The organism is Legionella sp. PC1000, from assembly GCF_014109805.1.
Taxonomy (GTDB): Bacteria; Pseudomonadota; Gammaproteobacteria; order Legionellales; family Legionellaceae; genus Legionella; species Legionella resiliens.
Map to the genome: position 1 here is coordinate 2,340,278 of NZ_CP059400.1, position 19,490 is coordinate 2,359,767.

Genomic DNA, 19,490 nt, shown 5'->3' on the forward strand with positions numbered 1-19,490 from the left:
TAAAAAACATGGGTGCATACCAATATCAGGCGCTTCAAAAAAATGGCAATGCGACCAAAGGTGTACTGGAAGCAGATTCTGAGCGTCACGCACGCCAACTCTTACGTGATCAGGGATTAATTCCAACTCAAGTTCGTATATTGAGTCAACAGCGTGCAGGGAGTCATGCCAGAAGCAAAATTTCTGCAGCAGATCTTGCCCTATTTACACGTCAGTTAGCTACATTACTTGCTGCGGGGATTCCTGTTGAGGAATCATTACGTGGAGTGAGCGAGCAAACAGAAAAAGACAAAGTCAGAGAACTCATTATTGGTGTGCGTGCAAAAGTCCTTGAAGGTTATGGATTAGCACAGGCCATGGCTCAATTTCCATCCGCATTCCCCGAGTTATATCGCGCTACTGTGGGTTCAGGAGAGCAAACGGGTCGCCTTGATGTGGTTTTAGAAAAATTAGCGGATTATACTGAAAATCAGCAGCAGACAAGACAGAAAATTCAGCAGGCGCTGATTTATCCACTCATTATGATTATTGTCTCAATTGCCATTATTAGCTTTTTGCTAAGTTTTGTTGTTCCAAAAATTATTGAAGTATTTACCAGCAGCGGACAAACTCTGCCTGAAATGACTCTATTATTAATTAACATTAGTCACTTCGTTAAAGATTATGGCCTTTATACCTTAATTGTACTTATCCTCATAATTTTTGCCTTTAAGAAAAGCCTGAACAATGAAAAGATTAAAATTACTTGGCATCGTCTGTTATTAAAACTTCCTATAATTTCATATTTGGTAAAAACAGTTAATGTTTCGCGTTATATACATACTTTTGGTATACTTTTCGCAGCAGGAGTAAGTGTTCTAGAAACAATGCGCGTTGCAGCAAGCCTAGTAACCAATGTCGTTATGCGACAAGCTTTTGATACTGCTACAATAAAAGTTAGAGAAGGATGTGGTATTAATGAGGCTTTAAAAGAAACAGGTTATATTAGTCCGATGGCAATTCATTTAATTGGCAGCGGTGAAAAAAGCGGCCAATTGTCCAACATGATGGAACGCGCTGCAGCTCACTTAGATAATGAAGTCAAACGGCTAATTGATACATCATTGACTTTACTGGAGCCTATGGTGATCCTATTGATGGGTGCAATCGTTTTATTTATTGTTTTAGCTACTTTATTACCTATTTTTTCAATGGAGCAATTAATAACTTAAAGCCAAATGTGGTGCAGCTAATTGCTTCACTTTCATCCAATCGAATTTAAATCGGAGTAAAAATGAATAGACAAAAAGGATTCTCATTAATTGAAATCATGGTAGTAGTCGTTATATTGGGCATTCTCGCCTCTATAGTGGTGCCTAAAATAATGGGTCGTCCTGATGAGGCGCGCAAAGTTAAAGCCAAACAAGATGTACTTGCCATCCAAAACGCATTGGATTTATACAAATTAGACAATGGTAATTATCCCACTACGGATCAAGGCTTGATGGCCCTCGTTGAGAAACCGACATCAAATCCTGTACCCAACAATTGGAAACAATACCTCAAGTCACTTCCCACTGACCCATGGGGGAGAGATTATCTTTATTTAAATCCTGGTCAACACGGTGATGTTGATGTTTTCACCTACGGCGCTGAAGGACAACCCGGAGGTACAGGGATTAATGCCGAAATTGGTAACTGGGATGAGAAAAAACAATAGATTTCTTCGGAAGCTCCCTACAGAGAGAGGAACGCGAGGAGGCACGAAGCGCAGAATTGCTTCATGCACGCGGTCACATGAGAATTTGCGCACCGTATGGACCAAGCAATTCTCCTCTGTAGTAGAAGTTCCCAAGAAGTCGAATCAAGGTTTTACCCTGATTGAAATCTTGATTGTTCTGGTGATCATCGGCATAACTGTTGGTTTTGCCTTAGTTGCCTTTGGGGATTTTGGTGAAAGTCGGCGTATTTTATTTTCTGCAGAACAATTAGTTAATACGCTTCGCCTAGCCCAACAGCAGGCTATTTTGGGAACCAGCACTCTGGGCCTGCGTATTGATAACAACGGTTATCAAGTGTTTCAACTGTACAACAACGCTCAATGGAAACCCATTTCCGATAAAGGAGTGTTTAAAATGACTTATTTTCCCCAAGATACACGTATTATTTTGAAAACCAGTAGTTCAACCCCAGTGGGAGTCCCACCTATCATTATTTCTGCCTCTGGAGATATGACACCGTTTACTTTAAATTTTGGTAGCAAGCAAGATAACAATTTAGCCTTGCTTATTGGCAAACGTAATGGGGAACTCCAATTTAACGTGGTAAACACTAAATAGTGCGAGGAGACATGAAACGCAAAACCACAATGTACCTACCCGTACGTGAGGATTCGAATTCTGAAGTAACGTTTCACAAGGGGTCTAATGAGTCAGGATTCACTCTAATCGAAGTTCTATTAGCACTTTCCATAATAGCGATTGCATTGACTGCTTTGCTGAAAGCGATATCACAAAATGTAGAAACTACCCGACGTATAAAAGAAAAAACAGTGAGTCATTGGGTTGCCATGCAAGGTGTGGCAATGATTCAGCTCAATTTACTCCAGATTAATCAAAGTCAGGAAACAACCCAAGATACAACCATGTTGAATGAACACTGGTACTGGAGAGCTAAAGTAAGCTCGACACCACTAAAAAACATTCAAAAAATAGTTATTTCAGTCAGTCCAGAAAAAATAGGCCCTTTTAGAGAGGAACTGCAAGCTTTCAGGTATGTACCATGAAAAAAAATGCAACATCCGACAAACTGAATGGCTTTACTTTGATTGAAATTTTAATTGCACTTGCCATATTTGCTATTCTGGCAACAATTACAAGCTCTGTATTGTATAATGCATTTACAACACGTTCTCGAGTTAATGAACAAAGTGAACGTCTCAACGAATTGCAGCTTGCAATAAGCCTTATTCAACAAGATACGCGTCAAACTGTAGAGCGCCCTATTCGAAGTAATGAAATGCAGTTACTACCTGCTTTTATAGGACAAACAAATTATGTGGAATTTACGCGGGATGGTAATATAAATCCTGGCAATATTGAAAAACGCAGTACACTCAAACGAGTTGCATATGTTTGCCAACAAGGAACTTTAATCCGTAGAACCTGGAGTAGTCTCGACATAATCAATCAAAAAAGCTATGAAGATAAGCTCTTGCTGAATCGCCTTACTAACTGCCACTTTGGTTATTTAAATCAAAATTTGCAAATACTTCCTGAATGGAGAGAACAAGCGGTAACCTTAAATCAGCGTAAAGAGCCATTCCCCAAAGCCATACAATTTAATATGACTTTGCAGGATCAGGGTGAACTGAATTTACTTTTTGTTCTACCGGGTGCGCTTTATGTTTCAAATTAAAACCATAAAAGGAAGCGCCTTACTCACTGCACTTTTTATTATGACTTTGGTTGCAATTGTAGCCACCGCCATGAGTACGAAAGTGCAATTAGATATTTACCGTACAAAACTTATACTCACTCATGATAAAATTTATCTTGCATCACAAGCAGTCACTTTTTGGGCACTTGGTGAGTTAAACAATAAAAACAATAAATTTGCCAAAGCCGATGCACAAGGAATAGTAAGCGTTATCCCCCATGACATGGAACATATCGATAGCACCGTTACCTTAAGAGGCGCACTTTATGATCTACAGGCCCAATACAATATTAATAACTTGGAAAATAGAAAATCCATGTTAGGATTTATAAATCTTATTGGGGTAGCCTTGCCACAAATTCCTGAAGCAGAACGAGTTAAGCTCACTCTTGCAGTTAATGATTGGCTCTCACCATATGATCTGGCACGCGGCAAAGACAATTACCTATCCTATTATATGAGTCAAAAACCACCTTATTATCCTAGTCATCAACTGATGAGCAGTAAATCTGAATTGCGTCTGGTCAAAGATGTGAGTGCTCCTCTTTATTTAGCTCTAGAGCCTTTAATTACAACTTTACCCGAGTCTACGCCTATAAATATCAATACAGCACCGATAAAAGTTCTCAAGTCATTAAGCAGCTCAATGAAAGAAACTCAGCTCAATGAATTACTTAAGGCAAGAAAAGAAAATGGAATTAAAGACCTAAGCAAAGTCTCTGATATACTTAAAAAACTTAATATTGCTAATGACCAAATTACCATAGAGAGTACTTACTTTCTCAGTATTGCTTCTGCCACCAGCGATAATCTTACTTTAACGGTATACACTGTGTTTAAACGAAGTCGTGATAAAAATCAAAAAATCTCAGTTAACGTTCTCAGGGAAAGCTTCAATGTTTTCTAATCTGAATATTAAGAACTGTTATTCTTCATTGTTTGAAGATTGAGTATTAGCATTCTTTTGAAGAATTTCTTTTGATAACTCATCACCTGCTTTAATATCCGCATCAGACAGTTTATTTTTTAACATTTTAAGTTCTCTGATTGCTTCGTCATTTTGATTCTGGGCAGCAATCTTAAATAAAGCATATGCCTTAATCCAATCTTTTTCTACACCTAGTCCTGCAAGATACATATAACCTAACTTGGCTTGCCCTGCTGGGTTTCCTTGTAAAGCGGACTTAGTAAACCAATACACAGCCTGTTCGTAATCTTTTGAAATACCAGTTCCTGTCAGCAGTAGCTGGCCTAATTCAGCTTGTGCCTCAGGTAATCCGCTTTGCGCTGCAGACTGATACCAATAAGCTGCTTTTTGTGGATTTGCTTCGACTCCATATCCTTTAAGGTAATAATAAGCCAAATAAGCTTGTGCTTTCACATGGCCTTGATTTGCTGCTTGAGAAAACCAATAAACTGCCAATTTGTCATCTTGAGCAATACCCTCTTGTTGTCCTGTATATAGTAGACCTAAGCTATACTCAGCCCTAACATCACCCTGATCAGCTGCTTTCTGATACCAATAGAAGGCCTTATTGACATCCTTTTCAGTCCCTTCTCCCATAATGTACGCATAAGCAACGTTTACTTGTGCCTTGCTGTACCCTTTTTTTGCAGATTTTTCGAACCATTCAAATGCAGTTTTTTTATTCGCTTTAACACCATCGCCTGATGCAAACATTAAACCAATATTTCTTTGTGCAATTGCATTACCTTGTTTTGCTGATTTCATATACCATTTAAATGCCTCCGGGAAATTTTGCGGAACCCCTTGCCCTAAATCATACATAAACCCCAGGCTTAGTTGTGCTAAGGCATTATTTTTAGCTGCTGATTTTTGGTACCAACTCATTGCCTCAGTATAATTTTTAGTGACCCCTTCCCCATATTGGAACATACGGCCAAGTAAATACATCGCATCAACATTTCCATCCCTTGCTGATTTCGTTAGATAAGGATATGCAGTGGTATAATCTCCATTTTCATATGCTGCGAAACCAACAATCTCATCACCTGCGAAAGCAGTATTCACTACCAGCAATGCTGCTAAAATCACCCTGCGCATGCCGACTCCAAATCGATCCTCTTACCTAAAGAGTAGAATAAAGAATTAACAAAGCAAGTACACTGCCTTGATAGAAAACATGATATTCTTTGAATATTCAGTAAAAAACGAATAACACTAGCGATGTCTGCTCGAGTTTTTGATTATATAAAATCCCTCTGCCTTTCCATTGTCTTATTAGGGTATTTGCATTCTGGCATTAATTCTAGATGGGATTACTTGGCATTTTAAACTCATATGAATCGTCTTAAAAACAGATCCCTGCTCTGCAGGGATCCTCACTTTTCTTTATTTTCCTGCAACCATCATTTTTTCGATTAATACAGAGCCGCATCGTGTCGCAATATTGGGATTAATATCATGACCCACTGCAAGAATGTTTTTAAACATATCTTTTAAGTTTCCAGCAATTGTAATCTCATCAACAGGATATTGGATTACACCATCTTCAACCCAATAACCACTGGCACCTCGTGAATAATCACCGGTAATAATATTTACTCCTTGCCCCATTAATTCTGTAACTAATAATCCCTTGCCCATAGTTTTTAATAAATCAGCAAGATCACCTGCTGTAGGATCAATCGTTAAATTATGAACTCCATCAGCATTAGCAGTAGTTTTTAATCCCATTCTGCGTGCTGAATAACTGCCCAATACGTATTGTTTCACACATCCTTTTTCAACAAGAAGATTTGGACGAGTTGGAACCCCTTCACTATCAAATGGAGAACTTCCCAAGGCACCTAACAAGTGGGGCTGTTCGTAAATGCGGATGAACTCTGGAAAAACGTGTTGTCCTATAGAATCCAACAAAAAAGTATTTTTTCTATAAAGATTTGAGCCACTAATTGCATTAATAAAAGTTAAAAATAAACCACTGGAAATTCGTGATGAAAAAATAACCGGTGTTGCTTGTGTTGCAATTTGTTGCGCGCCTAAACGACTTATAGCGCGATCAACAGCATTTTTAGCAATTAGATGGGGATCTACCAAATCCTGTGGATTACGAACCGTTGTATAGTCGTAATCCCGTTGCATTTCCTCACCATCCTTCGCAATCAAAGAACAACTTAAACCATGCCGTGTGCTGTGGGTAAATCCTGAACCACCATACGTATTCGCAAATCCATTATGTGATTCATATGTAGATACATTTACTCCATCTGAGTTAGTAATTCGTTTATCCAGCGATAATGCATAATTCTCACATTTTAAAGCCATCTCTATAGCTTGTTGGGGACTTATCTCCCATGGATGAAATAAATCAAGATTGGGATGATTCTTAGACATTAATTCTTTATCAGCCAAGCCAAAGCATGGATCTTCTGCACTTACCCTTGCTATATCACAGGCAGCTTTAACCATAGCTTCCAAAGCAGCAGGTGAGGTATCAGTACTGCTTGCACCACCTTTACGCTGCCCAATATAAACAGTTAGGCCAACACCTTTATCTTCGCTAAATGCTACTGTTTCAACTTCGCCCATGCGCACATCAACTGAAAAACCCTTATCGTTATTCACTGCCACCATAGCATTGCTTGCACCTTCCTTTTTTGCAAGTTCAAGCACCTCGTTCATAAGACGGGTTAAATCTGTTGTTGACTTATGTACTTCACTATTGTTATGTTGCGTTTTAATTTGCATAAGAGATTCCGTGGTGTTGAATGAGTACATAAGGATACAATAACATGTCTTCACAAACCAATGATTATCCTGCAAACAAATCATATTTGTTCGGTTTATTATTTGTGTTTTGTCTTACATTCGTCCCTCTTCATTCCTATGCTGAGGGATATTGGCGAACATTAAGCCCTGGTATTGAGTATCAGGATCTAGCTGGTGGAATCCTTTCACCCTGGGCACATATTTATGTATTTCGTATTGACCTCAATAAAAATAAACTCGCCTTGGTTAATGCAAAAAAACTATCCCTGAAAAATGCCTCTGCAGATCAATTTGCTGAGCACAGTAAAGCTCTTTTAAGTATTAATGGAGGTTTTTTTGATCATGAATTTAATCCTCTTGGACTTAGAATTAATAATAAAAAATTGATTAGTCCTTTAAAACGAATTAGCTGGTGGGGAATTTTTTATATAAAAAATAATCAAGCATATATTTCCAGCTTAAAACATTTTAATCATGATAGTGATATTGATTTCGCCATTCAAAGTGGGCCTCGGTTGCTCATTAAACGAAAAATTCCATCCCTTAAACCGGGTATTGCCGAACGTTCTGCCCTGGGAATCACTGAGGACGGAAAAATAATTATTCTTGTTTCAACCAATGCAGCAATGACGACCAACAAGCTTGCCCAGTTACTCAGATCCCCTCCTCTATCCTGTATTGATGCAATCAATCTGGACGGAGGCAGCTCAAGTCAACTGTATGCCCATATTGGTTCGTTTCTATTAAATGTTCATGGATTTTCTAATGTCAGTGATGCTGTTATTGTGAAAAAAAGAGAAATTCGGTGATAACAAAGCTGTAGCCTGGACCATGCAGCTTATACGTTACTTGAACAATGATGGGATCATGAGTCAGGTGCAACAACCAAATTTTGCTAAAACTCTACGCTTTAACGTGTGCTAAGGCTCTCTTAATAGTCGCTATGTATAATTATTAAATATTAATATTAATATTAAGCTCTTATACATGATAACTAAAGCCGGGGCTGAATACCTACTCACAAAATATGCAAAATTATTTAGTATCTCAAAAGAAGATAAACGGTATATTTTAATTCACAATATTTCTCAGGCTTTGCATGCAGTAAGTGATGGAACAAAATCCAATCCTTCTATTGATGAGCTTATTCATGATTTAGGGAAGGTTGAGTTTCGCCATCAGTTTTTTAATGTTCTGGATGAACAAATCAAAGATCAATTTATTTATTTGGTGGATGATTTACTCGATGACAATCTCGAAATAAAAGCAACTCTCACGTTACATTCCCCTCAGGCGCAACAGAACAGACGAAACGAAGGGGTTTTAGATAGCATTATGGCAGGTGAACAATTTAAAATTACCTTAGAACGTTTTTTGCAACTCCCTTATTCAGAAAATAAAAAAAACCTAATCGATGCATCGAGCACTCTTTATAAAAGTGTTGTGTCTGAACAAGGTTTCGATACCGATAGGATAATCGCCAAACTAGATAAAATCTTAAAGTCTCTTTTAAAAGACATCCACATCAACGCTCATCAAAAAATTCTCCTGGAAATCCTCATTAAGGATTTAGGGAAAGCAGCAGCTGTGATTCAGAAAAGCGAAAAAGTGATTACTATTAAAATCGCGAATGGAAATGAGAAAGGAAAAGATATAAACGCATTTCATGCATTAAATCTCGCTGCCAATAATTATCTTATACCTAATTTCAAGAAAAACACTTTAAAAGAAATTGCTCAGAATTTCTTAGATGAATTAGAGAAACTTGGGAAAGCCAGTACCTTAATAGGGCAAAAAATTTTAGAAGGCAGTTTCTTTTTCTATGGAGAGGATGCTAAAAATATTTATGAAAGAAAGAGGATTATAGAAAATATATTTAAATCTTTTTCTGACAAAATAATTAAGTCAGTGAATAAAGAAAAAATATCTTTAAAAGACAATAAACAACAACTTTTTGACTTTATTGATGAATTATCTGAAAAAGAATGTAATGCTGTAATAAATACATTAATGGACAATATAAAACAGATAACTGCTCAAGACAGAGGCCTTTTGAACACACATTCTATTAATGATAAATGGATTTTTAATTGGTTTATGAAATTAATACAAGTAATTGAAGAAGCATTTGATATTAAAACTACGTCAGAGGAGCTTCTTGAAGGTATAGATTCCAAGGTAGAAGGATTCCTCCATTAGTCGCTGCTAACGCTACTTAGTTTACTCATAAAAACAATTGTGAATAAACCCACAACTTATCCACAAAATACTCCCATATTATTCTCTTGACCATTGTGCAAAAACACATTATCTTGTTATTAATAACCCAATACAACCCAATATGTTGGGTTTTCTGCTATAATCTAAGTAATAGTGAATAAATTTAACTCGACTGTTAATAACAATAAAAACTGCGTGGAGGAAAAATGTCCGCAATTCTTGATCCGGTAAATGATGTGCCGCAAACCAGTCAACTGGAATTGACCGCTAATGCCCCTGGTTTATTAAAAACCATTAAGCGCAATGGTAAAGTAGTAAATTATGATGATACGAAAATTAAAGTTGCAATTACCAAGGCATTCATCGCTGATGAAGGTGGTACCGCCTCTACCTCAGATCGTATTCACCAACAGATTGAAGAACTTACTCGTCAAATAACTCAAGTCTTTAAACGCCGCTTGCCTAGTGGCGGTGCAGTTCACATTGAAGACATTCAGGATCAAGTAGAGTTAGCGCTCATGCGCAGTGGGCACTACAAAGTTGCTCGTGCTTACGTATTATATCGAGAAGAACACCGTAAAGCCCGCGAAAATGAATTAAAACAACAAGCCAGTGATAGTAAAATCCTGCTAATCACAATGCCTGATGGTGAATTAAAGCCATTAGATACTGAACGCATGAACACGATTGTTCAAGAAGCTTGCCGTAATTTAGAATATGTTCAAGCAGAACCTGTTATTAAAGATGCGATGCGTAATCTTTACAATCAAGCGAAATTTGCAGATGTACATAAAGCATTAATCATGGCTGCGCGTACATTGGTTGAAAAAGAACCAAATTATACTTACGTCAGTGCTCGCTTGTTATTAGACAGTTTACGTTCGGAAGCATTGAATAAATTAGAAATTCAAGCAGATGCAACTTTTGATGAAATGAGCAAACTCTATCCTACATACTTTAAAGTGTATGTCGCCCATGGCATCAAGCAAGGAATGCTGGATGTAAAAATGGCTGATTTTGATTTGGAAAAACTCGGCAAAGCACTATTACCTGAGCGTGATATGAAGTTTAGCTATTTAAGCTTACAAACTTTATATGATCGTTACTTCATTCATGATCACGGTGTACGTTATGAGTTGCCTCAAGCATTTTTCATGCGTGTTGCTATGGGTCTAGCAATACGCGAGCAAGATAAAGATGAAAAAGCCATCGAGTTTTATCAATTGCTGTCATCATTTGATTACATGTCATCAACACCTACTCTGTTTAATTCAGGAACTATTAGACCTCAATTATCCAGCTGTTACTTAACTACAGTCCCCGATCATTTGGATGGTATTTACAGTGCAATTAAAGATAATGCCCTACTTTCAAAATATGCAGGGGGGCTAGGTAATGACTGGACGCCAGTACGTGCTATGGGCTCACATATCAAAGGAACCAATGGAAAGTCACAAGGTGTAGTTCCCTTCTTGAATGTTGCTGACGCTACTGCAGTTGCAGTAAACCAGGGAGGTAAACGTAAAGGGGCTGTTTGTGCTTACCTGGAGTGTTGGCATAAAGATGTCGAAGAGTTCCTCGAGTTAAGAAAAAATACTGGCGATGATCGACGCCGTACCCACGATATGAATACTGCATTATGGATACCCGATTTATTTATGGTACGTGTACGTGAAAATGGTGATTGGACTTTATTCTCGCCTGATGAAGTACCTGATTTACATGATCAGTATGGTAAATCTTTTGAAACGCTTTATCGCGATTACGAAGAAAAAGCCCGTCAAGGCCTTATCAAAAACGCAAAAACACTCTCTGCAGTTAAACTGTGGCGTAAGATGTTATCAATGCTTTTTGAAACTGGCCACCCATGGATGACCTTTAAAGATCCTTGCAATTTACGCTCACCACAACAACATGCGGGTGTTGTTCATAGTTCTAACTTGTGTACTGAGATTACACTCAACACTTCAGAAGAAGAAATCGCCGTATGTAATCTGGGGAGTGTTAATCTTCCTGCACACATCAAAAAAGGCAAGCTGGATACGGAAAAATTAAAACGTACCATTAGAACTGCTATTCGTATGTTGGATAATGTGATTGATATTAACTATTATTCCGTACCTCAAGCGCGTAACTCCAACTTGAAACACAGACCTATTGGCTTAGGCCTCATGGGTTTCCAGGATGCATTATATGAGTTAAAAATTGATTATGCTTCTCAAGAAGCAGTGGAATTTGCTGATTCATCCATGGAGTTAATTAGCTATTATGCAATTGAAGCTTCTTGTGATTTGGCTAAAGAACGAGGCAGTTATTCCAGCTATGAAGGTTCTTTATGGAGTAAAGGCATATTGCCAATTGATTCAATTAATCTGTTACAACAATCCCGTGATAAATATCTGGAACAAGATCGTTCACAACGCTTGGATTGGGAAAGCTTACGCATCAAAGTTCGTACACAAGGAATGCGGAACTCCAATGTGATGGCAATAGCACCTACCGCGACTATTTCTAATATCTGTGGTGTAGCTCAATCCATTGAACCTACGTACCAAAACTTGTATGTGAAATCCAATTTGTCAGGCGAATTTACTGTGATTAATCCCTATTTAGTTGCTGATTTGAAAGCATTGAATCTTTGGGATGAAGTAATGGTCAATGATTTGAAATACTTTAACGGGAGTGTCCAACCAATCAGCCGCATTCCTGCTGAATTGAAAAAACGTTATGCAACTTCTTTTGAAATGGACCCAATTTGGTTAGTGGATGCTGCTTCTCGCCGTCAAAAATGGATTGATCAAGCACAATCACTTAACATCTATATGGCTCAGCCATCTGGTAAGAAATTGGATCAACTCTACATGCATGCATGGACACGCGGACTAAAAACTACTTATTACTTACGCAGTTTAGGTGCATCCAATGCTGAAAAATCAACTGTGACTGATGGAGCACTCAATGCAGTTAAAATAGCTGAGGAGCCTAAAGTTTGTTCCATACTCGATCCAGACTGCGAAGCATGCCAATAATCAGGGGAATTTAAATGTCAGAAATAATACAACAACACGATATAATTCATCCTGGTGCAACAGGATACGAGCCCCTTGAAATGGGGGCTGCACGCATTCACGTTGATGATAAACGCATCATTAACTGTCGTGCCGACTTAAACCAACTGGTTCCTTTTAAATATAAGTGGGCGTGGGACAAGTATTTAACTGCTTGTGCAAACCATTGGATGCCCAATGAAATCAATATGAGTGCTGACGTAGCCCTCTGGAAAGATCCTAAAGGACTTACAGAGGCCGAACGTTTGATTATCAAACGTAATTTAGGATTTTTCTCAACAGCAGATTCATTGGTAGCCAATAACCTAGTGCTCGCTGTTTATCGACATATTACCAATCCTGAATGCAGACAATACTTGTTACGTCAAGCGTTTGAAGAAGCGCTGCATACCCATGCGTACCAATACGTCATTGAGAGTTTGGGGCTTGATGAAGCAGAAGTCTTTAATATGTATCGTGAGATCCCATCAGTAGCAACTAAAGCAGCCTGGGCATTACCTTTTACTCAAAGCTTAGGCGATGAAACATTCCATACAGGTACTGCAGAAAATGACCAGCGTTTATTGCGTGATTTAATTGCCTTCTATGTTATCTTTGAAGGAATCTTTTTCTATGTTGGGTTTACGCAAATTCTCTCTATGGGTCGTCGAAATAAAATGGTAGGAACTTCCGAGCAATTCCAATACATTTTACGCGATGAATCCATGCATATGAACTTTGGTATTGATGTCATCAACCAAATTAAAATTGAGAATCCGCATCTGTGGACGCCTGAATTTAAAGAAGAAATGATTCAACTCATTCGCCAAGGAGTAGCATTGGAGTATCAATATGCCAAGGATACTATGCCTCAAGGCATTTTGGGAATGAACGCAGAAATGTTTGAAGAATACCTGCACTTCATAGCGAACCGTCGTTTAAACCAAATCGGCTTGCCAGAGCAGTATCCTGGTGCCGAAAATCCATTCCCGTGGATGAGTGAAATGATGGATTTGAAAAAAGAGAAAAACTTCTTTGAAACTCGGGTCATTGAATACCAAGCCGGCGGAACTCTAAACTGGGATGATGAATAATAACTCCTACATCGAGCTCCATTATAGAACTACCTGGATTAATAGGGATTCCCTGAGAATGGGTAACTTTTGATTAGAAACGTTGATGTATGAGCCACTATTCAATAAGTAGTGCACATACTTCTACGTCCCGCGGCTTGTCCGCGGGATCCAGAATAAAAATAAGATGACATTTTTCCTTCCTATAGTAGAATCTTAAAACAGTCGAAAATGCAATTTCGACCATTGATATTAAATGCATTTCAATAAAAAATTGATTAATCTGGTACAACACATGAGGTGGCGTATGACCAAGAAAAAACAGGAAGATGATACCAATTATACTTTTTTACTCAGATGTATGGCAGCAATAACCGCTGCTGCAATAGTTACGGCAGGAGTTATTGCAGCAGTAACGTTAAAATCTGCTGCTGCAGCAATCACAGCTGCATTAGCTACGAACCCCCTGCTTGCATCGGCTTTTATTTTTACACCGATACTACCAATTGCACTCGTTGCTATCGGACTTGTTTTTGTATTACCTTTTTTATTTTCTTGCAACAATAATACCTATACTACTGTAAGAACCACCGCTGCACCTGGTTACAGTAGTTATAGCTTTTATTCTCCCCTTTATACAACCTCCGATCCTTATTATGACGGACACTATGATACTGGCACCACCGTATACGTAAATAATGATCACTCCCATGGACATCCTAGCTCCCAAGGAGCAGAACCTAGTCATGATGACGGTCATATGCATGAGCATGGCGGCAGTCATAGACATGGTCATTTTTAATAAACCTTCCCCCAATTTGGGGGAAACTGAATCCCTAAAGCTCTTTGATTACATATACTTATTTCTTACAAAATTCATATCATTTTGATTAAAAAATCTTTTTAATTTAAATGTGCTATATTTAATCAAGTATCTTTATTTTTTAACGAAGATAAAGACTTTATGGAAAAATGTACAAGGAGGATGCACAAATGAAAAGAACACTACTCACAGCTTTACTCCTAACTGTCACAACGGCAGCCTTAGCTGATAGCGTGATCGTAACAGAAACCAAATCCTGGAAAAGTGTCCCCATCACTGTAGATACAAGTGCTCATACTTATACTACCGTTGAAGGACCAGTTCCTACAGGTGATTTTTATTATACTTATCCTGGCTACCGTTGTTTAAAAGAGAAAAGGGATATAGCTGGAGTTGATGCACTGATATTCCATGCCGGTGTAGGTGGTGGCAGTGAGATTTATTGTTATCCAGAATAACCTCAAAGATCACGCTGAATAATAGTGTAACCTGGGTTCCGCTTCGCTGCACCCAGGTTATAAATACAACGCCAATTTATCCAAGATCTTTTTTATCTAATGAGCGAGCCAATTGCATTAATTTCTGTTTCGCGATAGCTTTTGCTTGTTTTCCCGTTGAATAATCAGGCTTGGCATTATCCTCAATATATTGAGCAAACAAAATAGTACGTGAACCTTTCTCTATCCAGCCAACAAACCATCCGAGTTGCTTGTCCATATTACGTGAACCATCTGCTTTGAATGGATTACCCGAGCCTGTTTTTCCATACAGTTTCCAACCCGATGGCAAATCCTCAACAAATAGAAGATCATGAGTCATTTGCATGGAAAAATGGCTCACAGGCAGCGTGTTGTGAGTCAGTTTCGATAAAAACTCGACCTGTTCTTGCGGTGAAATCTGCAATGAGCTTGAAAGCCATGCACGAACTAATCCATTATTCATACCCTTGTCACCTGAAACATTCTGATTTCCATAATTAAGAACCTGCATATAATGCTTAAATTGTTCCATTCCTAATTTTTGAGTGATCAGCTGACTGTACCAAACACAGCTGTGTTCTATCCAGCTGGTTGGATTATGCGGTTGCTTCCAAATGTCCAGCCAATCATTATACCCCTCTTTGAAAGGCCATTCAGGATGAGTTTTATCAATCAAAATCCCCTTATCAAACCCCATCAAACTGATTGCAATTTTAAAAGTGGAGCAAGGCGAATGGCGCTCGGTACATCGCCCTTCTTGTTTAAGCACCACACCGCCCTCTTTAGCAATAAAACAATTATTATTTGCCAAAGCAATAGTGTTTACTGAAAGCGCAGTAATTAAAAAAACAACCCATTTTTTCATTTTATAAAACCATCCCATTGACTTGGCTGTCCCAAAGCATTTTGAAATAACTTTGTTCACTGTTTACCAGTTCGTTAAAAGTACCTTCTTCAATAATCATCCCACCTTCCATTACTACAATTCTATCCATGTGCCGAATGGTAGACAATCGATGTGCGATTGCGATGACCGTAGCATTATTTTGTTCTAACATGTCATTAATCGATTGTTGAATCTCTTGCTCAGAAAGTGTATCAAGACTTGAGGTTGCCTCATCAAGAATAACAATTGATGCATTTTTTAAAAATGCACGTGCAATTGCAATGCGCTGGCGCTGACCTCCTGAAAGTTTCACCCCACGCTCGCCAACCAGTGTATTATATTTTTCAGGAAGAGATTCAATAAACTCATCGATATTTGCCATCGCAGCCGCGCGTTTAATCTCTGCAAGAGTCGCATTTTCTTTTGCATAACCAATATTCTCACCAATAGAACGATGGAAAAGCATAATATCCTGGGGAATAAGTGCTATTTGTTGACGCAAAGAATCCGAGGTAATCTCTAAAATGGGTTTATCATCAATTAAAATTTGCCCTGAAGTAGGCCTGAAATTTTTTAACAGTAAGGAAACCAATGTCGATTTACCAGCACCCGAATGGCCAACCAGCCCAATTTTCTCACCAGGTTTGATAAGCAGATTAAGATTTTTAAATACAGCAGTTCCTGCATTATAAGCAAAGGAAAGCTGCTGGAATTCAATTTTACCCTGGGTAATCTGATATTCTTGTGCGTTGGGTTTATCCACCTCATCATGAGGCATCGATAAAATACTGAACGATGATTTGAAATCCCCCATTTCTTTTAAAAAATTACAAAGACTACTCATGAGCGTCCATAAATCAAAAGAAATGGTAATGGCTGTCAGCATAACAAACAGGAAATCCCCAGTAGAAATCTTCCCGTGGGTACGCAGGTAAATCATAAATATAAAAACAGCAATCAACATGAACCAGTACAGTACTGATCCGATCATATTAAATTTAAAGTCATACCGATAAAGAGCAATTTGACGAGGCACAAAATCATCGGACATCAACTCATGAACACGCCGATGTTCAGCGCGTCGTTTAGCGAAATAAAACAGAGAAAAAATATTGGTAATATTATCCGAAAAACTGCCTATGACTTGATGTTTACTCTCAGCCATATGATTAGAGAGCTGATTCAGTTTGAGTGCCATAGGTAACATAATTGTCATAACGAGCACGCACCAGGCAAGCATGAAACAAAACACACTGAAATTGACAATCAACAAAACAAAAACAGAAACAACAACCACACAAAAGTGCTTTCCTACAATGTGATGGATATTGGCAAAAACACTATCATAACCATCTAAAAGGCCTTTTAATTTACTAATTACCGTACCACTGGGCGTATTTTGAAAATAGTTATAGGAATGATGTTGCACATAATTGTAAGCAGATGACAATAATCTTTGCCGCGCATAAGGCTCCGCTTTCCACTCTGCAAAATCACTAATTCGCCAAACAACATCCAACACAATTTGTGCAGTAATAAATAATGCCATAGGGAACACTACCTGTTGATATGAAGTGATTGTTTCACTGGAAAACGCATCAACCAGTAGTTTAAAAGAGTAATTATTGGCAAAAATATAAAACGCAGTGAGCACTGGTGCCTGAAGCATTAAGACATACCACCAACGATAAGGCTTAATGACCTGCCACAAAAAATTCCACGCTGAATGAAATGGATATTTTAAATCCGACGTGTTCATCATATTGCTCAAAGTAAAAGGTCGATAAAGTATACCACAATAAGGCTGCAATATGCTTATTATTAACTCATTTATTATGAATAATTGAAAAATGAAAACCTTGTATTTACCACCTTAGAAGTTGTTATTTTCTAATGATGACGGTAGACTTACGACGTCAATCAAAAGTCCCGGTGGCACAGCTGGATAGCGCAGCCCCCTCCTAAGGGGCAGGTCGGAGGTTCAAATCCTCTCCGGGACGCCAGTAGACAAAGGATTTATGTAAAATACTCCCAATTTTTCTAGTTTACAGGGTGCATACAGGGTGCAAATTGAATGAATGTGCATAGCGTAAATTATAAAACTATATATGCTGATGTAAGAAGCAATAACCAAAATGGTTTATTGGCTTAGTGGTTTTAACTCAAAGGATTAGTAAGTTGTATGTGTAAGTTTGGGTCAATTATTTTATTGTCATTCTACTTCCCTTCTTTTGCTTTTGACTGTCACCCAGAAATTAATCCTAATCTTCCACAATATATTGTTGGCTATGGAAGTTTAAATTGATGAGACCTCTAAAAAAAGAACAGATCCTTCTGCAGAAGAAAGTTTTCCCATTTTGGTAAAAGGATATAAAAGAATTTGGGGAGGACACAGTAATTTACCTGGAGTTAATGTGTTTATTATGGTTAAAAATTCTGATGAGTGCTGGCATGTTCTTATATTTTTCCACGATGAATTTCAAACCCTATATAATGGGCGGCATAGGTGTAGCTCGCAATAAAGCCAGTGATATATTTTGGCCGGCCGCGGTTCAGACAGAATTTGGCGATAAGGCCTGGCAAGCAGGTTTAGGTGCTCTATGGGCCTTACTGGTAAGCTGATAAAGAAAGTAGAGCTATCTTTGACTCTTCACTATATATAACCAAGGAAACTGGGAAATGTATTTTTAATTTCAGGAGTATTCAACCAAATTCTTAATAAATGACGTACAGTATGGTTTTCTGGAAAATCAAAGGTTGTTCTGCCATGTAAAATTTCTTCATTATTGATAAAGATAAGACTTCCAGGCTCTAGTTTTGTTTCGAAAGCAATATTCTTTTGAAGGGAAATCGTGTCAAATAATTTCAGTGCCTCGATTTGTTGAGGAGTATAACGGGGAATATCTGGAAATTTGGTTTGAGCATCATCATAAAATGGCTGATGATACTGGCATCTTAGTTGATCTTCGTACATGGCAAAAACAGGATTCAGATCATAGGGTAATGAGCCTTCTGGTTCATTGCCACGTCTGTCGGTATAAAAGGGTTGATATAATATATCCAGTAAATCTGGTCGGACCTTTTTTATTTCATCGTGTACAGCACGCGAACTGGACAGGATTGTATGTCCTCCAACATCAGCAGATGCAAAACAATACATTCCAAGAATTGCACCAGCATCTGTATGCATGGGTAATGATTCTTTAACATAAGGTCCTCGTGAATTTGTTGCATTAAGTTTCATGCCTTCAATACTTTTCACGTCGAATATAATGTCCTGATTTCTGTTCTGTATCAGGGGCGCTCCTAAGGGTAAGCATAAAGAGATAAAAAAATCTTTTATTATTTCTGGATCATATTTATCTTCAGAGGAAGGAAACCCTTTTAGAGTTATAAATCCTCTTTTATGAAGCAATGCATTCATGATTTCTTCATATAACGGATTGAGACCCTGAGATAGAAGTTGATTAACCCTGCCTTTATTTTCTGACGATAGAGAGTCTTGTTCCAGCACTGATAGAGCATTCAATACCAGGTCATGTTCTTTTTCAGATAGATAACGGATATAGGATACTCCATCATTGATTATGTCCTCGTTGTACCATTTTAGAGGATTGTTAACGCTCGCTTGATTCATGTTTTACCCTAATGTCGCCAAAAATAGTTAACTTTGTTTAGGTGATTTATATTATCTCAGAATATTTGTTAATTGAAAGACCAATGTGATTGTTTTGATAACTTATAAATAAAATACATGCAATATTAATAAAATTTGAGCCTAAAATAATGGCAAGTTACGACTTAAGTCTTCT

At 38.0% G+C, this 19,490-nt stretch carries 18 protein-coding genes and 1 tRNA gene; 14 read left to right on the top strand and 5 right to left on the bottom strand.

The window, feature by feature from the left end; genetic code table 11:
- Nucleotides 1-8 precede the first annotated feature (8 nt).
- The 6 genes from lspF (at nucleotide 9) to gspK (ending at nucleotide 4,324) form a co-directional block, all read left to right on the top strand.
- Complete coding sequence (gene lspF, locus FOLKNPGA_RS10300; RefSeq protein WP_182349832.1) at nucleotides 9-1,211, top strand: GspF family T2SS innner membrane protein variant LspF; 1,203 nt, start codon at nucleotides 9-11, stop codon at nucleotides 1,209-1,211.
- Between the two features lie 62 nt (nucleotides 1,212-1,273).
- Nucleotides 1,274-1,699, top strand: a complete 426-nt coding sequence (gene lspG, locus FOLKNPGA_RS10305; RefSeq protein WP_182349833.1) for a GspG family T2SS major pseudopilin variant LspG — start codon at nucleotides 1,274-1,276, stop codon at nucleotides 1,697-1,699.
- A gap of 85 nt (nucleotides 1,700-1,784) precedes the next feature.
- Nucleotides 1,785-2,318: a type II secretion system minor pseudopilin GspH gene (gene gspH / locus FOLKNPGA_RS10310; protein ID WP_232891099.1), complete on the top strand. Its 534-nt coding sequence runs from the start codon at nucleotides 1,785-1,787 to the stop codon at nucleotides 2,316-2,318.
- A gap of 11 nt (nucleotides 2,319-2,329) precedes the next feature.
- Nucleotides 2,330-2,764 (top strand): type II secretion system minor pseudopilin GspI, encoded by a 435-nt coding sequence (gene gspI / locus FOLKNPGA_RS10315; RefSeq protein ID WP_370529164.1) that lies wholly within the window; start codon nucleotides 2,330-2,332, stop codon nucleotides 2,762-2,764.
- A complete protein-coding gene (gene lspJ, locus FOLKNPGA_RS10320) occupies nucleotides 2,761-3,396 on the top strand; it encodes a GspJ family T2SS minor pseudopilin variant LspJ (RefSeq protein ID WP_182349835.1) in 636 nt (211 codons plus the stop codon). Before gspI ends, lspJ begins: the two co-directional genes overlap by 4 nt.
- Nucleotides 3,383-4,324 (top strand): type II secretion system minor pseudopilin GspK, encoded by a 942-nt coding sequence (gspK, locus tag FOLKNPGA_RS10325; protein ID WP_182349836.1) that lies wholly within the window; start codon nucleotides 3,383-3,385, stop codon nucleotides 4,322-4,324. Before lspJ ends, gspK begins: the two co-directional genes overlap by 14 nt.
- Nucleotides 4,325-4,342: 18 nt before the next feature.
- Here gspK and FOLKNPGA_RS10330 read toward each other — a convergent pair whose 3' ends face one another.
- Nucleotides 4,343-5,482: a tetratricopeptide repeat protein gene (locus FOLKNPGA_RS10330; RefSeq protein WP_182349837.1), complete on the bottom strand. Its 1,140-nt coding sequence runs from the start codon at nucleotides 5,480-5,482 to the stop codon at nucleotides 4,343-4,345.
- Between the two features lie 288 nt (nucleotides 5,483-5,770).
- Complete coding sequence (gene pmbA, locus FOLKNPGA_RS10335) at nucleotides 5,771-7,129, bottom strand: metalloprotease PmbA (RefSeq protein ID WP_182349838.1); 1,359 nt, start codon at nucleotides 7,127-7,129, stop codon at nucleotides 5,771-5,773.
- Between the two features lie 44 nt (nucleotides 7,130-7,173).
- On the opposite strand from pmbA, the gene FOLKNPGA_RS10340 reads away from it, so the two are divergent.
- The 6 genes from FOLKNPGA_RS10340 (at nucleotide 7,174) to FOLKNPGA_RS10365 (ending at nucleotide 14,771) form a co-directional block, all read left to right on the top strand.
- Nucleotides 7,174-7,959, top strand: a complete 786-nt coding sequence (locus tag FOLKNPGA_RS10340) for a phosphodiester glycosidase family protein (protein ID WP_182349839.1) — start codon at nucleotides 7,174-7,176, stop codon at nucleotides 7,957-7,959.
- Nucleotides 7,960-8,137: 178 nt separating this feature from the next.
- Nucleotides 8,138-9,349, top strand: coding sequence for a hypothetical protein (locus FOLKNPGA_RS10345; protein ID WP_182349840.1), 1,212 nt, complete (start codon nucleotides 8,138-8,140; stop codon nucleotides 9,347-9,349).
- Nucleotides 9,350-9,576: 227 nt separating this feature from the next.
- Nucleotides 9,577-12,399 carry a ribonucleoside-diphosphate reductase subunit alpha gene (locus FOLKNPGA_RS10350; RefSeq protein WP_182349841.1) on the top strand — a complete coding sequence of 941 codons (2,823 nt, stop codon included), beginning with the start codon at nucleotides 9,577-9,579 and terminating at the stop codon, nucleotides 12,397-12,399.
- 14 nt (nucleotides 12,400-12,413) lie between these two features.
- Nucleotides 12,414-13,511: a ribonucleotide-diphosphate reductase subunit beta gene (locus FOLKNPGA_RS10355; protein WP_182349842.1), complete on the top strand. Its 1,098-nt coding sequence runs from the start codon at nucleotides 12,414-12,416 to the stop codon at nucleotides 13,509-13,511.
- Nucleotides 13,512-13,797: 286 nt separating this feature from the next.
- The gene (locus FOLKNPGA_RS10360; RefSeq protein WP_182349843.1) at nucleotides 13,798-14,292 is read left to right on the top strand and encodes a hypothetical protein; all 495 of its coding nucleotides are present in this window, start codon (nucleotides 13,798-13,800) and stop codon (nucleotides 14,290-14,292) included.
- A 191-nt stretch (nucleotides 14,293-14,483) separates the two neighbouring features.
- Nucleotides 14,484-14,771, top strand: a complete 288-nt coding sequence (locus FOLKNPGA_RS10365; RefSeq protein ID WP_182349844.1) for a hypothetical protein — start codon at nucleotides 14,484-14,486, stop codon at nucleotides 14,769-14,771.
- Nucleotides 14,772-14,847: 76 nt separating this feature from the next.
- On the opposite strand, the gene blaOXA is transcribed toward FOLKNPGA_RS10365, so the two are convergent.
- Both blaOXA and FOLKNPGA_RS10375 read right to left on the bottom strand, forming a co-directional pair.
- Nucleotides 14,848-15,657, bottom strand: coding sequence for a class D beta-lactamase (gene blaOXA / locus FOLKNPGA_RS10370; protein WP_182349846.1), 810 nt, complete (start codon nucleotides 15,655-15,657; stop codon nucleotides 14,848-14,850).
- Between the two features lies 1 nt (nucleotide 15,658).
- Nucleotides 15,659-17,440 carry an ABC transporter ATP-binding protein gene (locus FOLKNPGA_RS10375; RefSeq protein ID WP_255465953.1) on the bottom strand — a complete coding sequence of 594 codons (1,782 nt, stop codon included), beginning with the start codon at nucleotides 17,438-17,440 and terminating at the stop codon, nucleotides 15,659-15,661.
- A 164-nt stretch (nucleotides 17,441-17,604) separates the two neighbouring features.
- On the opposite strand from FOLKNPGA_RS10375, the gene FOLKNPGA_RS10380 reads away from it, so the two are divergent.
- Together FOLKNPGA_RS10380 and FOLKNPGA_RS10385 are read left to right on the top strand one after the other, a co-directional pair.
- Nucleotides 17,605-17,681, top strand: a tRNA-Arg gene (locus tag FOLKNPGA_RS10380).
- 448 nt (nucleotides 17,682-18,129) lie between these two features.
- Nucleotides 18,130-18,300: a hypothetical protein gene (locus FOLKNPGA_RS10385; RefSeq protein WP_182349848.1), complete on the top strand. Its 171-nt coding sequence runs from the start codon at nucleotides 18,130-18,132 to the stop codon at nucleotides 18,298-18,300.
- A 31-nt stretch (nucleotides 18,301-18,331) separates the two neighbouring features.
- Here the strand turns inward: FOLKNPGA_RS10385 and FOLKNPGA_RS10390 are convergent, their stop codons facing one another.
- Nucleotides 18,332-19,315: a TauD/TfdA family dioxygenase gene (locus tag FOLKNPGA_RS10390; protein WP_182349849.1), complete on the bottom strand. Its 984-nt coding sequence runs from the start codon at nucleotides 19,313-19,315 to the stop codon at nucleotides 18,332-18,334.
- Nucleotides 19,316-19,490 lie beyond the last annotated feature (175 nt).